Origin of the sequence: Streptomyces sp. NBC_00239 (genome assembly GCF_036194065.1) — a bacterium.
In the GTDB taxonomy this organism is placed as follows: Bacteria; Actinomycetota; Actinomycetes; order Streptomycetales; family Streptomycetaceae; genus Streptomyces.
In genome coordinates, this window is sequence record NZ_CP108095.1 from 1,338,832 (window position 1) to 1,353,192 (window position 14,361).

The window sequence follows — 14,361 nt, forward strand, 5'->3', positions numbered from 1 at the left end:
CCCCGTACCCCGCCCGACCGCCGTCCCCTACCCCCTGCGTCCTACACCCGTACTGCGGACGCAGTAGCCGCTGTTCCCACCCGTAGCACGAGGAATACTCGAGTCGCGCGCGGCATTGTGGTGAGCATGGATGCACCGACCCGGAGATTCCCATGAGTGCGCTGGCACTGGCGGTGCTGCTGTCACTGGTGTCGGCGGTCGCGTACGCGGGCGGTGCCATCGTCCAGGAGCAGGTGGCGGTCAGCACGTCCGGCCAGCCTTACGCTCCGCTGCGGCGCGCGGGCTGGTGGGTGGCGGTCGGTCTGAACGGGCTCGGTGCACTGCTGCACGTCGCGGCCCTCGCCTACGGGCCGCTCAGCCTGGTGCAGCCGCTCGGCGCCCTCACCATAGTCTTCGCCCTGCCGCTGGCCGCGCTGTTCGTGCGCCGGCGGGCCGGGCGCACCGCCTGGCGCGGCGCGGTCCTGGCCACCGTCGGGCTGGCGGGGCTGCTCGCCCTCACCGGAGGGTCGGGCTCGGAGCCGCTGGCAGGCGGCGAGCGCGGGCTGCTGATCGCGGTCACGGCCGGCGCCGTCGTCGTGCTGTTCCTGCTGGCCCGTGCGGTGCACCGGGCGGTCAGCCGGAGTGTGCTGCTCGCCGCGGCCGCCGGTGTGGCGTTCGGCATCGCGTCGGTGTTCACCAAGTCCGTGGCCGAGTCGTGGACCTCCGGAGCGCCGTTCGCCGAGCTCCCCGGCATGGCGGTCATCGCCGTGCTCGCGTCCACCGGGCTGCTGCTGTCCCAGGCCTCGTACCGGGGCGCGGGGCTGACCGCCCCGCTCGCGACGGTGACCGTGGTCAATCCGGTGGTCGCCGCGACGGTCGGCCTGACCCTGTTCGGCGAGAGCTTCCGGTACGGGGCGCTTGGCACGGCCGCGGCGCTGCTGAGCGGCGCGGTCGCGGCGGCCGGCATCGTCCTGCTGACCGCCGAGCGGCTGTCATCGGCCCGGCGGCCCGTGGCTCCGGCCCGTCGGGCCGCGGCTCCCGCCCGGTCGGACCGGTCGACCGCGTCGGCTTCGCCGCGGTCCCCGGCGCCGGAGCGGCCGGGGACCGTGCTGCCGAGGTCAGATCGAAACGCCCCGGCCGCGCAGGTACGCGAGCGGGTCGATGTCCGAGCCGTAGCCGGATCCCGTGCGCATCTCGAAGTGAAGGTGCGGGCCGGTGCTGTTGCCGGTGGAGCCGGAACGGCCTATCCGCTGTCCTCCGTTGATCTGCTGCCCCGCCCGGACGCCGACCGCTGACAGGTGCGCGTACTGGGAGTACTTCCCGTCCGTGTGCCGGATCACCACCTGGTAGCCGTACGCGCCGCCCCAGCCGGCCGAGACCACTTCGCCCGCGGCGACGGCCTTGACGGACGTCCCGGTGGGGACCTGGAAGTCGACGCCCGTGTGGTAGCCGCTGGACCAGGACGATCCGGACTGGTGGTACGGGGTGCCGATGCTCGCCTCGACGGGTGCGAACCAGCCGCCGCGCGCGGTCTCCTTCGGCGGCTTGGTCACCTTCGCGGGCTTGGCCGGTACGGGCTTCGCGGTCCGCGGCGGCTTCTCCGGGGAGGGCGCGGGCGCGGGGAGCGTGCGCGGATGCCCGGTGACGGTCAGGCTCAGCCGCTGCCCGGGGTAGATCATGTCGGGGTCGCCGCCGATGACCGTGCGGTTCGCCTCGTACACGGCCTGCCAACCGCCGCGCACGTGGTGTTCGTCCGCGATCCCCGAGAGCGAGTCGCCCGGCACCACCGTGTACGGGGAACCCATCGCGGGACGCGCGGTCTTCGGCAGCGCCGCCGTCTTGACCGGGGCGGGCGCGGCGGCCTGCTTCGGGACGGTCCTGGTCTGCCGGGGCTTCGTCGGGGCGCCGCCGTCGTCGTCGGGGGCGGGGCCGCCGCGGGTCAGGCCCGCCGCGGGTCCGCAGGCGGGCCAGGCGCCCGGCCCCTGCCCGTCGAGCACCTTCTCTGCGATGGTGATCTGCTGACCCTTGGAGGCGAGGTCGGCCCGCTGGGCGTAGACCGTGCCGCCGAATTCGCGCCACGTGCTCCGGCTGAACTGCAGGCCGCCGTAGTAGCCGTTGCCCGTGTTGATCTGCCAGTTCCCGCTGGATTCGCAGGCCGCGACCTTGTTCCAGGTGTCGACGGAGGCGGCGTGCGCCGTCCCCGCGCCGATCAGGGGGAGCATGATCCCGGCACCGCCCGCGGTGACCGTGAGCGAGGCCCGGTTGATGCTGCTCGGCTGGTACCGGCGGTGCCGGCCCCGTACACCCATGGGAGCCCCCTTGAAGACATCAGGAACCTCGCAACCTAACGGGGTGACCAGGGTGTGACAAGAGGATCGCCGGGGGCTCAACGGCGCACATGCAAGTGGCAGTTGCCGTTCCACTCCGCCGCGGACGCCCGATCAGCACAAAGCCCCGACGGGGCGCTGTGCCGCACATCGGGGGGCGCGCGAGGGGCGCGCGCGGCGCGTGCGCGCGCGCCTGCTCGCGACGGGTGTCAGCCCAGGGGGCCGGGCTGCGGGATGGGGGCCGGGCCCGGGGGCGCCGGTACGGGGTCGGGCTCCGGGATCGGCCCGGGCACCGGCGGTACCGGCGGCGGCACCGGGGTGGGCCGGGGCGCCGGCTCCGGCTGGGGCATCGGCGCCGGATCGGGCGGGGGAGGCTGGGTGTCTGCGTGCATGGGTCCCATACCTCCCACTGTGCCGCGCCACCGGACCGCCCGCCTCCGGACGCCCGCCGTTCGGAGGGGCCGGGGATACGACCGCAGGCGTACGGGTCGTACGGGTCGGCCGTACGTGTGGCAGACAGACGTACGCCCGGGGGCGGCGAACGACGCCCGGGGCCGGCGACCGAGGCCGACTCACACGCGCGGCGTCCGCACGGAGGAGTACGGCGGGGGGCGGCCGTCTCCTCCGTCAGGACGACCCGACCTCGCCTCGGGTCTGACGGGTCGCTCCTCCTGCGAGTTGAAGACCGCCCCGCTCCCGGCGCATAGGTTTCCGATCATGACCCGCAACCGAACGGCAGCCGCCGCCACGTTACTTGCCCTGCTCCTCCCCTTCCCACTCGCCGCCGCGGGCTCCGCCGGGGCGGCCGTACCCGCCGCCGCCACCGCCTCCGCACCCGCCGCCGCCTCCGTCTTCGCCGCGGACCCCGCCGTCGGACTGACCGCCGACCGCCGACAGGTGGCGCTCGAACTCCCGCGCCCCACCGGCCGGTTCCCGGTCGGCCAGGAGGTCCTGCACCTGACCGACCGCAGCCGCGTCGACCCGTGGGCGGGATCCGGTCCGCGCGAGCTCATGGTGACCATGCGCTACCCCGCCCGCCCGGGTTCCGGCACCCCCGCCCGCTACCTCCGCACCGAGGAGGCCCACCGGCTGCTGGCCGATCGGGACCTGGACCAGGTGATCTCCCCCGAGACCCTGGCGGGCACCGCGGTGTACGCCCGCGAGGGCGCCCGGCCGCGCCACGGCCGGTACCCGCTGGTCGTGCTCTCGCCCGGCTTCGGCGTGCCCCGCGCCACCCTCACCGCCCTCGCCGAGGAGCTGGCCTCGCGCGGCTACGTCGTGGCCGCGGTGGACCACGCGTACGAGGCCTCCGCCGCCACCTTCCCCGGTGGCCGCATGCTGCCCTGCCTGGCCTGCGAGAAGACCGAGCAGACCGGCGACTACCGGCCGGTGAGCGACGGCCGCGCCAAGGACGTGTCCTTCCTCCTGGACCGTCTCACCGGCCACCGGCCGGCCTGGCGGCACGCCGAGCTGATCGACCGGCGGCGGATCGCGATGGCCGGGCACTCCATCGGCGGCGCCTCGGCAGCCGCGACGATGGCCGTGGACCGGCGGGTGCGGGCCGGGGTGGACATGGACGGCTCACTGATGACGCCGGTGCCCGCGACCGGTCTGGGCGGCCGCCCGTTCCTGCTGCTGGGCGCCGCGAACACGAAGCCCGGGGACGACGTCAGCTGGGACCGTGACTGGCCGCTGCTCGACGGCTGGAAGCGCTGGATCACCTTCGCGGGCTCCGCGCACTTCACGTTCACCGACTTCCCGGCCCTCGCCGACCAGCTGGGGCTGCCGGATCCCGACGCCCCGCTGCCCGGCGCGCGGTCGGTCGAGCTGACCCGACGCTACGTGACGGCCTTCTTCGACCAGCACCTCAAGGGGCGGCCGCAGCCGATCCTGGACGGCCCGGTGGCCGACGCGCCGGAGGTCGGCTTCCACTCACCGTGAGGTCGGCGGCGGCCCGTACGCGACCGCCCGCTCGGCCGTCGGCCGGTCCACCCGCAGCACCGGGACACCCGACTGCCCGGCCGGCGTCGTCACCACAGTGACGGATCCGCTTCGAGCTGCGCCTGCGCGGCCTCGACGAGCGCCGCGGGCGCCGCCGGGGCCGCGTCGGGGTGCTTGCGGGCCCAGGCCGCCGCGTACGGGCACAGCGGCACCACGGCCACCTCCTCCGCGGCCGCCATCCCGTAGAGGGCGCGTACGAGGTCACCGCCGATCCCGCGGCCCTCGCGGCCGGGCTCGACCACGGTGTGGACGGCCACCAGCGCGGCAGGGTCCCCGGTCGGCTGGGCGAGCACGAAGTACGCGACGAAGCCGGCGGCCACCCCGTCCTCGTACGCTTCGAGCCGTCCCGCGGCCCGCTCGTCCCTGATCTCGACACCCATCGGCGACGCCACTCCCTCGGCGGACGGACTCGGACGGCAGTGCACGGGAGGGGAAGGACTCAGGCGGACACGGCGTGCGGGCTGCGCTCCTGGTCGCTGCCGGGCACCGGCGCGGAGGGGTCCGCCCCCAGTTCGATGATCCGGTTGTCCGCGTCCACGTGCACGACGCGAGGGGTGAGCGCACGCGCCTCGGCGTCCTCGACCTGTGCGTAGCTGATCAGAATGACCAGGTCGCCGGGGTGCACGAGGTGCGCGGCGGCCCCGTTGATCCCGATGACCCCGGACCCGCGCTCGCCCTCGATCACGTAGGTCTCCAGCCGTGCCCCGTTGTCTATGTCGACAATGTGCACGAGCTCCCCGGGCAGCAGATCGGCCGCCTCCATGAGGGCGGCATCCACGGTCACGGACCCGACGTAGTGCAGGTCGGCCTGCGTGACGGTGGCCCGGTGGATCTTGGACTTGAACATGGTACGAAGCATGAGACAACTCCCGGTTCGGCTGCTCCCTGCCTGCTTTGCGCAGGTCAAGGGCGGTCTCCGGAGACTACAACGATTCGCATGTTCGGTCAGCTGGCCTCAAGTGTTTCAGGACTCACACTGACCGCTCGCCGACTTCCCTGACGCTCCATCAATCCTGGTGGAGACCGATTCAAGCCGCCCACTGCTCCGCCGAGAGCGACCAAGATCGGCGCCGGCCGGCTCCTTCTCGAGACGGCCAGGTAGGCGCGGGTGGAGGAGACCACGGAGGCGTCCGTGGGGGCGCCCTCGGCCGCGTGCCCAGCCACCATCAGCGCACGACCCAAGTCTCCGGCGGGGGGGCGGGAGGCTATCGGCTCAGTCAAAAGCGGCGAGATGGTCGGCGTCGCCCCCGCGCCACTCGATGAGGAAGATGGTCGCGTCGTCGCTGGTGATGCCGCCCCGTTCCTGTTTCAGCGCGTGGGAGAGAGCCCGCACCACCGGCCGGACCCCGGTGTGGTCACGGACGACACGGTTGGTCCATTCGATGAGTTGCTCCTCGCCGAACTGCTCCCCGCCGGCTTGGTGCTCCTCGATCAGGCCGTCGGTGAAACACAGCAACCGGTCTCCGGGTTGCAGCATCCGCTCACTGACTTCCGGCTGCTCGCCGCCGAAGCCGACCGGCAAAGTGGTCGGGCTCACCAGGCGCTCCACCACGGCGCGGTCACGGATCAGCAGCGGTGCCGGGTGACCTGCATTGACCCAATGCAGCCGACCCGTGGCGATGTTCAGACGCATCATCTGCGCGGTGACGAAGTGTTCGTGGCCGAACTGTTCGTTGATGGCCCGGTCCATGAACGCATACACCTGGGACAGACCGGTGTCGGCCCGTCTCGAGTGGCGATAGGCGCCGATGGCCACCGTCGCCATGGTCGCCGCGTCCAGGCCGTGGCCCATCGCGTCGATCATGGCCACGTGCAGGATGTCGCCGTTGAGGGCATAGTCGAAACTGTCTCCGGCCGCCTTGTACGCAGGCTCCAGGATTCCGGCTACCTCAACCTGCGGAACGGTCATCGAGAGCGGAGGCAGCAGCGACCACTGGATCTCGGCGGCCACGCTCATCGGGGCGCGGCGGCGGGCTTGGAAGAACAGATCGGTGTAGGCGTCCTTGGTGACGATCATGTCGGCGACCAGACCGGCGAGTCTGCGCAGCAGCCGCCGGTCGTCGTCATCGACGCTGTCCAGGGTGACGGCCATGACCCCGACCTGGTCACTGCCGTCCAGCAGCGGCAGGTACATCCGCACACTGCCATCCCGTGTCACCTCTACCGTCTTGCGGCGCAGGAACGACTCTCCGGCCGGGGAGTCCTCGATCGGTTCGGGGTCGCCGACCACCAACCGCCGGCCCGGCAGCGGCACCAGCAGCATCTGTTCGTAGTCCTGCAAGAGGATCGAGAGGTCCCGGCCGCCGACCCTGGCCACCTCCTCCGCAACGAGCGGGGCGATCAACTGCGGCGGCATCTCGTGCGCCCGGTCCAGCAGCACACCCAGCAACCGCTCACCGAACCCCTCGGACCGGTCCACCCTGAACGTGGTCGGCTTCCGCCCTCCCTCGGTCATCGCTGATTGCATCCCTTCGTCCCACTGCCTCGGGAAACTCACTGGGTGTAACGCGCACCGCGCACATCATGCACAGTGGTCAACCCGGGCCACTGCCGCAACGCCGCTCTCACCGGCAAGCAGGAGTTCGCAGAACCAGGACGGCGCGCGGCTGCGAATGGCGGCGCATACCGACGGCAGGCAGGAGCGGATACGGCCTGCCTCCGACCAGGACAACCGGAGCCTCACACCGATGGTCACCCTGAGCGATTCCCGTCGGCTCGCTCTCCGGGGGGGCAGAAGCGGTCTCGGGATCGCAGCCGCTCGGCGATCGTCGCCCCCGCTGCCGATGGCCCACAGAGGTTAGAGAATGGACTATGAGCAACGTCCTGGGACCCTTCCGGCGTTGGCTGCTCCGCTCCACCACGCAGTCTTCCTCTCCCCCTCGGCGTCCCCGCTCAGGACACCATCAGGAGCGCGGCCGGCCCCCGACGGCAATGGCGCGGCCGCAGCGTCTGTCCTCCTTGCTGAGCGTGCGCAGCATGGCTGGGGAGGTGTTCCTCCTGCAGCTGGCCGTCGTGGTGCTTCTCGTGGCCGCCGCGGTGGTGGCCCTCGTGGTGCAGGCGCGGCGCGACGCGATGCTGGACGCCCGGCACCGCACACTCGCCGCCGCCGGAACGTTCGCGGAATCTCCGGGAATCGTCGCGGCCCTGCGCAGCCCCCATCCCAGCTCCGTGCTGCAGCCGAGCGCCCGGGCGGCCAGCGACATCGCCGGGGTCGACGGCATCAACGTGTACACGCTCGGCGGGGTCACCGTCGCCCACAGCGACCCGCAGCAGATCGGGAAACGCGTCGTCGGCCCCTTCGCCGGGGCTGCGGCCGGCAAGTCCTTCACCGAGACGTTCGAAGGGTCCCTGGGGCGGTCCGTGGTCTCCGTGGTGCCCGTCAAGGACTCCCACGGCACCGTCATCGCCATAGTCTCCTCCCCGGTCACCATCCAGAACGTCCAGACCATGGTCAACCGGCAGCTGCCGGTCGTCCTCGGCAGCGCCGCCGCGGTGCTCGCCCTGTCCGCGGGTGGGACGGCCCTGGTGAGCCGTCGGCTGCTGCGCCGGACCCATGGCCTGGGCCCGGCCGAGATGACGAGGATGTACGAGCACCACGACGCGGTCCTGCACGCGGTGCGAGAGGGCGTACTGATCGTCGGCGGCGACGGACGGCTGCTGCTCGCCAACGACGAGGCGCGCCGGCTGCTGGACCTGCCCGTGGACGCGGAGGGGCGCCCCGTCACGGACCTGGGTCTGGAGGAAGCGATCGCCGAGCAGATCGCATCGGGCCGTTCCGCGACCGACGAGCTGCACATGTCGGCCGATCGGCTGCTGGCGGTGAACATCCGGCCCACCACCCCCTACGGGCAGGCGGGCACCGCAGTCACGCTGCGGGACACCACCGAGCTGCGGGCACTCACCGGCAGGGCCGAGGTGGCCCGCGAGCGGCTGAAGCTGCTCTACGACGCGGGGGTGCAGGTCGGAACGACGCTGAACGTGGAGCGCACCGCGGAGGAACTGGCGGAGGCGGCGGTCCCGCGGTTCGCCGACGTGGTCACTGTCGACCTGCTGGACCCGGTGCTGCGCGGCGAGGAGCCACCCGAAGCGAACACCGAGATGCGCCGCACCGCCGTCGTCGGCCTTCAGGGCGACCACCCGCTCTCCCCCGTCGGCGAGCTGATCCGGTTCGCTCCCACCGGTCCCATGGCCGCCGGGCTGGCCGGCGGCCATGCGGTCCTGGAGGCGGACCTGCGCGCCACCCACCGCTGGAGGTCCCAGGACCAGGCCAACGCCCTGCAGATCCTGGACCGCGGCATCCACTCCCTGATCGTCGTGCCCCTGCGGGCAAGGGGCGTGGTACTGGGGATGGCCGGCTACTGGCGGGGGAAGGACTCCCCGCCGTTCGACGAGGAGGACGTGTCCTTCGCCGAGGAGCTGACCGCCAGGGCGGCACTGTCCGTCGACAACGCCCGCCGCTACACCCGCGAGCACACCATGGCCGTCACCCTGCAGCGCAGCCTGCTGCCCCGGGGCGTACCGGAGCAGTCCGCCGTCGAGGTCGCGCACCGTTATCTGGCAGCCCAGGCCGGGGTGGGCGGTGACTGGTTCGACGTCATCCCGCTGCCCGGCACCCGGGTGGCCCTGGTCGTCGGCGACGTCGTCGGCCACGGTCTGCACGCCGCCGCCACCATGGGCCGCCTGCGCACCGCCGTGTACAACTTCTCCACCCTCGACCTGCCCCCGGACGAACTCCTGAGCCACCTGGACGAGCTGGTCGCCCACATCGACACCGACGAACAGGAGTGGCAGGGGATCACCGGAGCCACCTGCCTGTGCGCCATCTACGATCCCGTCTCGGGGCAGGTGACCGCCGCCACCGCCGGGCATCCGGGCCCCGCCCTGGTCGGCCCCGACGGGACCGTGTCCTTCCCCGAGGTGCCGGTCTCCCCGCCGCTGGGCCTGGGCGCGGGCCTGCCCATGGAAAGCATCACGGTCACACTGCCCGAAGGCTCCCGGCTGGCACTCTTCACCGACGGGCTGATCGAGAGCCGCGACCGCGATCCGGACGCGGGCCTCGCAGCGCTGCGCGCCGCCCTGGCGGGGCCCGCCCGCACCCCCGAGGAAACCTGCACCGTGGTGATCAACGCGATGCTGCCCACCAGGCCCAGCGACGACGTCGCACTGCTGGTGGCCCGCACCCGCCGGCTGGATCCCGCGCGGATCGCCGAGTGGGACGTGCCCCCCGACCCGGCGGCGGTGTCCCCGGTGCGCAACGCCTGCGCCCGCCGGCTGTCGGACTGGGGCCTGGAGGACATCGCCTTCACCACGGAACTCATCCTCAGCGAGCTGATCACCAATGCCATCCGCTACGGCACCGAGCCCATCAGGGTGAGGCTGCTGTACGACCGCAGCCTGGTCTGCGAGGTCTCCGACGGGTCCAGCACCTCCCCGCACCTACGCCGGGCCGAGGCTACCGACGAGGGCGGCCGCGGCCTGTTCCTCGTCGCGCAGTTCGCCGAGCGCTGGGGCACCCGCTACACCGCCCGCGGAAAGATCATCTGGAGTGAGCAGGCCCTCCACGGCGGGGCCGCCCCTCCCGGGGTGGATCTGGGCGAGGCTCTCCTGGCCGGGTGGGACGACGAGGGGGGCTGAGAGCGCGCCGGTAGGGCAGCCGAAGGGAAGACGGCGGACACCACCGTCCGGGACTGCGTCGCCGGGGCCGCCGAACGTACGCTGGCCTCGACCAGTACGCGACCGCCCGTTATGGAGCCTTCGTGCCCGCACCTCGTGTCCGGACAGTCTCCGTCGCCGCCTGCCTGGCCCTCGCGGCGGCGGCCCTCGGTGGCTGCAGCGACGAGCCTCCCGCCCCACCGAGAGCACCCGCGGTGGCCACCTCCGCGGTGGACGCCGGCGGCATGGCGGCACTGACCGCAGCGGCCAAGAAGGAGGGCACGCTGAACACGATCGCGCTCCCGAGGGACTGGGCCGGCTACGGCGCATTGATCGACGGCTTCGAGCGGAAATACGGGATCAAGGTCACGACGGAGAACCCGGAGGGGACGAGCCAGGACGAGGTCAACGCCCTGAAGGAGCACAGGGGCGAGGGCCGCGCCCCCGACGTGATCGACGTGGGGGGCTCGTTCGCGCAGTCCGCGGCCCGGCAGGGCCTGCTCGCGCCGTACGAGGTCGCCGCCTACGACCAGATCCCCGAAGAGCAGAAGGACCCGCGGGCCCGCTGGTACAACAACTACGGGGGCTACGTCTCGATCGGCTGTGACGCCCAGCGCGTCAAGACCTGCCCAGCGACTTTCGCCGACCTGCGCAAGCCCGAGTACAAGGGCCAGGTCACGCTCAACGGCGACCCCACCAAGTCCGGCTCCGCCTTCGCCGGTGTCTATGCGGCGGCCCTGGCGAACGGGGGGTCCTTCGACGACATCCAGCCCGGTATCGACTTCTTCGCCGAGCTCAGCAAGAACGGAAACTTCATCCCGGTCGAATCCACTCCGGCGACGATCGCGAAGGGCCAGACCCCGATCAGCATCGACTGGGACTTCCTCAACCTCGGATACGCCGACGCATTCCGCGAGAAGGGCGCGGACGTCGACTGGCGGACCGTCATCCCCTTCGACGGCGGCTTCGCCGAGTACTACGCGAACGGAGTGAACAAGGACGCCCCGCACCCGGCGGCGGCACGTCTGTGGCAGGAGTACGTCTTCAGCCCGGAGGGCCAGAACCTCCGGCTCGGCGCCTACGCACGCCCCGTCCTCATGGAAGCGATGAAGAAGGACGGCACGCTCGACAAGGCCGCCGCGGAGAAACTGCCGACGGTCGAGGGCACCCCGACGTTTCCGACGGAGGCGCAGACGGAGAAGGCGAGGGAGACCGTCAACCGCGGCTGGGCCAAGGCCGTCTCGGGCTGAGGACGGAGGCGGTCCTGGCCCGGCGTGCGCCGGCCCGCCCAGGCCTCCGGCGCAGGGCGCGCTGCAACTGGGTCGCGATCAGCAGTCCGACGAGGGTGCCGAGCACCCGGCGGAAGCCACGGACTCCCCGCGTGCAAATTCGGGACCGACGCCGACCACTTGCTGACCCGGACCCCGACAACACGACGGGGCCGGACGACGAACTGGTCGCCTTCGTCTGCGAACCGGTCGTCGCGGCGCCCGCTCCGCGGCGGGCGGGGGGCGGCACCGGCCTGTGGGCCGCCGGTGCCGTGCCCCCCGCCCGCCGCGGAGCGGGAGGGTCAGCCCTGGGGCTGGAGGAAGTCCGAGAAGCGGGCGGTGATGCCCTCCAGGTGGTCGGTCACGCGGGGCGGAGGCGGCGTGGTGTCGGCCGTCACCGTGCAGTGGATGAAGACGGGCGCGGGCGGGTTCAGGAGTTCACCGCGCAGGGCTTCCGCCAGCGCCTGCGCCGAGTCCACGGCGTGGATGCGGGCGAATCCGCAGGCGCGGGCCCACCCGGGCAGGTCCACCAGGCTGCCGGGGGCGCGCTGGCCTCCGGTCGACGCGTAGACCCCGTCGTCGAGGACGAGCTGGATCAGCGGCAGGTCGGGGTCCTCGGCCGCCGCGACCAGCCCGACGGGGTTCATCAGGAGGCTCCCGTCGCCGTCCACCACCAGCGTGGTGCGGCGCGAGCGCAGGGCGATGCCGGTGCCGAGCGACAGGGCCAGCCCCATCGATCCCGTCATGTAGAAGTGGTTGCGGCGGTCGGCCGCGGCGCCGATGCGGGCGATGTAGCCGGTGGTGAACACCGTCGGCACGTCGGGGGCGGCCTCCAGCGCGACCGCCACGGCTTCGGACTTGGTCAGGGGCAAGGTCATGGTCGTGGTCATGGGGTCACACCTTCCAGGCGAATTCGTCCGGGCGGACCAGGAGCGCGTAGGGCAGGCGCTTCTCGCGCACCACGGTGGCGGCGTGTTCCAGCTGCCGGTCGGCGTCCTCACCGGTCAGGTACGCGTAGTCGATGCCGAGGCCCTCCAGGACGGGCTCGGTGAGCCGCCCCATGGCGAGGTTCTCGGACGTCGTGTCCGGCGCCGTCCCCCGCATGCTGACCACCAGCAGCATGGGGATGCGGTACGGCACGACCAGTGAGGCGAGCGCGTTGACGGACTGCCCGAAGCCGGAGTTCTGCATCAGCACGACCGGCGTGGCGCCGGCCAGGCCCGCCCCGGCGGCGACGCCGACGGCGTTGTCCTCGCGCGCCACGACGTGGTAGTCGGCGCCCGCCTCCAGCAGGGAGAGCAGGGGGGCGAGGACGCCGCACGGGGTCCCGAAATACGGGCCGAAGCCGTTCGCCGTCAGCGCCTCGTACGCGGCGGCCTCCGCGGTGGCCGGTCGCACGGCCTGGAGTGTCTGGGTGGGCATGTGGGTCTCCTTCTGGTTGGTCACGTGTCGGTCGTGCCGGTGCCGGGCCGTCCGTCCGCCGGGCCGCCCAGCCGTCGCGCCTCGTCCAGGTGGTCGCTGGTCCCGAGGAGTTCCCACCGCTGGAGCGCCAGCGGCACGTTCCCCTCCCGCCACAGCCGTTCGTGGAAGGCGGCGAGGCTGAAGTCCGTCCCCGCGCGCCGCGCGCAGGCGGTCAGCAGGTCGAGCACCTGGGCCTTGCCCGCGAGGTAGCTGAGGCCCAGCCCGGGGCGGCCCGCGTAGAAGGCGGTCTCCTCCCACGCCGTCCGGCGGTCCATCGGGACCAGGTCCGCCAACCGGTCGGCCGCCTCGTCGAGGGTCAGTTCGCCCAGCGCGAGTCCCAGGTCGATCTCCACCCGCAGGGCGCGCAGCCGCATCGCGTTCACCACGAACCGCCGGCTGGCCGGGGCCTCGTCGAAAAGGCCGGCGAGCAGGGCGAGTTCCTCGGTGTGGAAGGCCACGCCCTCGTTCGCCGCCGAGTCGTAGTAGTGGCGCCGCACCGGGTTCTCGTGCCGCGCGGAGAGCGCGAGCTGCCAGGCGTGGACCCCTTCGTGGACGATGCCCACGCGCGGGTCCCGCGCCTCGGCGAGCTGGAAGTACGGGAGGTCCGGGCGGGGTTCGGGGATGTAGCGCACCGCGTCCTCGTCCCGGCCCGCCCCGGCGGCCGTGTAGTGCTGGACGCCGAGCCAGGTCAGTGGCGCCAGGTACGGCGGGACCGGCAGGTTGCGGTAGTGCCGCAGGTCGTCCGGCAGGTCGACCAGGCGCTCCTTGCGCAGGAACGCCCGGACGTCCAGCTCGTCCGTCCACTGCCGGGCGAGCTGCGCCTCGATGCCGGGGAGCAGCGGCGGGGCGTCCGGCTCCCCGTGCCGGCTCAGCACCAGCTCCGCGGCGGCGGCGCGGGCGTACTCGCGGCGGCCCATGTCGCGCAGTTGCTCCACCGTCCAGGGCAGGAGCGCGACCCGGTGGAGGAAGAAGCGGAACGCTTCGGGGCCCGGGCTGAACGGCCCGGTGCAGGAGGGCAGTAGCTCAGCGAGCCACTGCCGGTACGCGGTCAGGGCCCGGCGCGCCGTGCCGGACGCGGTGTCCAGTTCGGCCGCCAGGGCCGTCGGGAGCGGTGCGGCGAGCGCGGCGACCGCTGTGGCGAGGGCCTCGTCGGCGGTGTCGAGCAGCCGCAGCGTGTACGCGGCGAGCGGCGCGGCGGCGTGCCCGGCCAGGTTGGTCCGGCCCTGGGCGAGGATCCCGGGCACACCGGCGAGCCGGGCCGCCACCGCCCGCGCCCTCGGTTCACCGGCGGCGTCCGGCCGCAGCAGGTGGTGGTAGACCGGCAGCAGGGCCTGGTCGAGGTAGAAGCCGGGATTGCGCTGCCAGTCCCGCAGCAGGTGCAGTTCCCAGTGCACGCGGGCGAGCGCCGAGCCGATCAGCTCGCCGTCGACCCGTACGCGTACGGGCTCGGCCGTGAGGTCGAGCGTGCGGTGGCGGGCGGTGAACCCGGCGAGCACCCGGCCGCGCTCGGCGACGGCCTCCGGTGACCAGTCCGGAAGCGGGCCGTCGGGTCTCTCGACCCGGTTGAGGTCGTCGTAGCAGTCGGGCTGGGTGGCCTCGCGCCATGCCCAGAACTCTTCGGCCAGCTCGCGCAGAGCGGCTGCTGCGCTGCTCATCAGTGGTCTCCCCGGTGT

10 protein-coding genes and 1 pseudogene are annotated in these 14,361 nt (G+C 72.8%); 4 read left to right on the forward strand and 7 right to left on the reverse strand.

The window, feature by feature from the left end:
* Positions 1-152: 152 nt before the first annotated feature.
* Positions 153-1,085: pseudogene (locus tag OG764_RS05930) on the forward strand (DMT family transporter); the annotation flags it as partial.
* Between the two features lie 12 nt (positions 1,086-1,097).
* On the opposite strand, the gene OG764_RS05935 reads toward OG764_RS05930, so the two are convergent.
* A complete protein-coding gene (locus tag OG764_RS05935; RefSeq protein WP_443055856.1) occupies positions 1,098-2,288 on the reverse strand; it encodes a transglycosylase family protein in 1,191 nt (396 codons plus the stop codon).
* A 735-nt stretch (positions 2,289-3,023) separates the two neighbouring features.
* Between OG764_RS05935 and OG764_RS05940 the strand changes: the two genes are divergently transcribed.
* Positions 3,024-4,247, forward strand: coding sequence for an alpha/beta hydrolase family protein (locus OG764_RS05940; protein ID WP_328967329.1), 1,224 nt, complete (start codon positions 3,024-3,026; stop codon positions 4,245-4,247).
* Between the two features lie 89 nt (positions 4,248-4,336).
* On the opposite strand, the gene OG764_RS05945 is transcribed toward OG764_RS05940, so the two are convergent.
* The 3 genes from OG764_RS05945 to OG764_RS05955 form a co-directional block, all read right to left on the reverse strand.
* Entirely contained in the window at positions 4,337-4,687 is a 351-nt protein-coding gene (locus OG764_RS05945; protein ID WP_328967330.1) for a GNAT family N-acetyltransferase, read from the reverse strand.
* 59 nt (positions 4,688-4,746) lie between these two features.
* On the reverse strand, positions 4,747-5,166 hold the full coding sequence (gene panD, locus OG764_RS05950; protein WP_328967331.1) for an aspartate 1-decarboxylase: 420 nt from the start codon (positions 5,164-5,166) through the stop codon (positions 4,747-4,749).
* 354 nt (positions 5,167-5,520) lie between these two features.
* Positions 5,521-6,762, reverse strand: a complete 1,242-nt coding sequence (locus OG764_RS05955; RefSeq protein WP_328967332.1) for a PP2C family protein-serine/threonine phosphatase — start codon at positions 6,760-6,762, stop codon at positions 5,521-5,523.
* A gap of 476 nt (positions 6,763-7,238) precedes the next feature.
* On the opposite strand from OG764_RS05955, the gene OG764_RS05960 reads away from it, so the two are divergent.
* Both OG764_RS05960 and OG764_RS05965 read left to right on the forward strand, forming a co-directional pair.
* On the forward strand, positions 7,239-9,941 hold the full coding sequence (locus OG764_RS05960) for a SpoIIE family protein phosphatase (RefSeq protein WP_443055857.1): 2,703 nt from the start codon (positions 7,239-7,241) through the stop codon (positions 9,939-9,941).
* Positions 9,942-10,063: 122 nt separating this feature from the next.
* On the forward strand, positions 10,064-11,209 hold the full coding sequence (locus OG764_RS05965; RefSeq protein WP_328967334.1) for an ABC transporter substrate-binding protein: 1,146 nt from the start codon (positions 10,064-10,066) through the stop codon (positions 11,207-11,209).
* Positions 11,210-11,529: 320 nt separating this feature from the next.
* Here OG764_RS05965 and OG764_RS05970 read toward each other — a convergent pair whose 3' ends face one another.
* The 3 genes from OG764_RS05970 to OG764_RS05980 are packed head-to-tail and all read right to left on the reverse strand — an operon-like array spanning position 11,530 to position 14,343.
* Positions 11,530-12,117 (reverse strand): thiamine pyrophosphate-dependent enzyme, encoded by a 588-nt coding sequence (locus OG764_RS05970; protein ID WP_328967335.1) that lies wholly within the window; start codon positions 12,115-12,117, stop codon positions 11,530-11,532.
* Between the two features lie 4 nt (positions 12,118-12,121).
* The gene (locus OG764_RS05975) at positions 12,122-12,649 is read right to left on the reverse strand and encodes a thiamine pyrophosphate-binding protein (protein ID WP_328967336.1); all 528 of its coding nucleotides are present in this window, start codon (positions 12,647-12,649) and stop codon (positions 12,122-12,124) included.
* 20 nt (positions 12,650-12,669) lie between these two features.
* Entirely contained in the window at positions 12,670-14,343 is a 1,674-nt protein-coding gene (locus OG764_RS05980) for a DUF885 family protein (RefSeq protein WP_328967337.1), read from the reverse strand.
* Positions 14,344-14,361: the final 18 nt, after the last annotated feature.

Excerpts from the sequence above, each read along its gene's own strand:
- OG764_RS05935 (WP_443055856.1), bottom strand. The coding sequence starts at position 2,288 with ATGGGTGTACGGGGCCGGCACCGCCGGTACCAGCCGAGCAGCATCAAC.
- OG764_RS05940 (WP_328967329.1), top strand. The coding sequence starts at position 3,024 with ATGACCCGCAACCGAACGGCAGCCGCCGCCACGTTACTTGCCCTGCTC.
- OG764_RS05945 (WP_328967330.1), bottom strand. The coding sequence starts at position 4,687 with ATGGGTGTCGAGATCAGGGACGAGCGGGCCGCGGGACGGCTCGAAGCG.
- panD (WP_328967331.1), bottom strand. The coding sequence starts at position 5,166 with ATGCTTCGTACCATGTTCAAGTCCAAGATCCACCGGGCCACCGTCACG.
- OG764_RS05955 (WP_328967332.1), bottom strand. The coding sequence starts at position 6,762 with ATGACCGAGGGAGGGCGGAAGCCGACCACGTTCAGGGTGGACCGGTCC.
- OG764_RS05960 (WP_443055857.1), top strand. The coding sequence starts at position 7,239 with ATGGCGCGGCCGCAGCGTCTGTCCTCCTTGCTGAGCGTGCGCAGCATG.
- OG764_RS05970 (WP_328967335.1), bottom strand. The coding sequence starts at position 12,117 with ATGACCACGACCATGACCTTGCCCCTGACCAAGTCCGAAGCCGTGGCG.
- OG764_RS05975 (WP_328967336.1), bottom strand. The coding sequence starts at position 12,649 with ATGCCCACCCAGACACTCCAGGCCGTGCGACCGGCCACCGCGGAGGCC.
- OG764_RS05980 (WP_328967337.1), bottom strand. The coding sequence starts at position 14,343 with ATGAGCAGCGCAGCAGCCGCTCTGCGCGAGCTGGCCGAAGAGTTCTGG.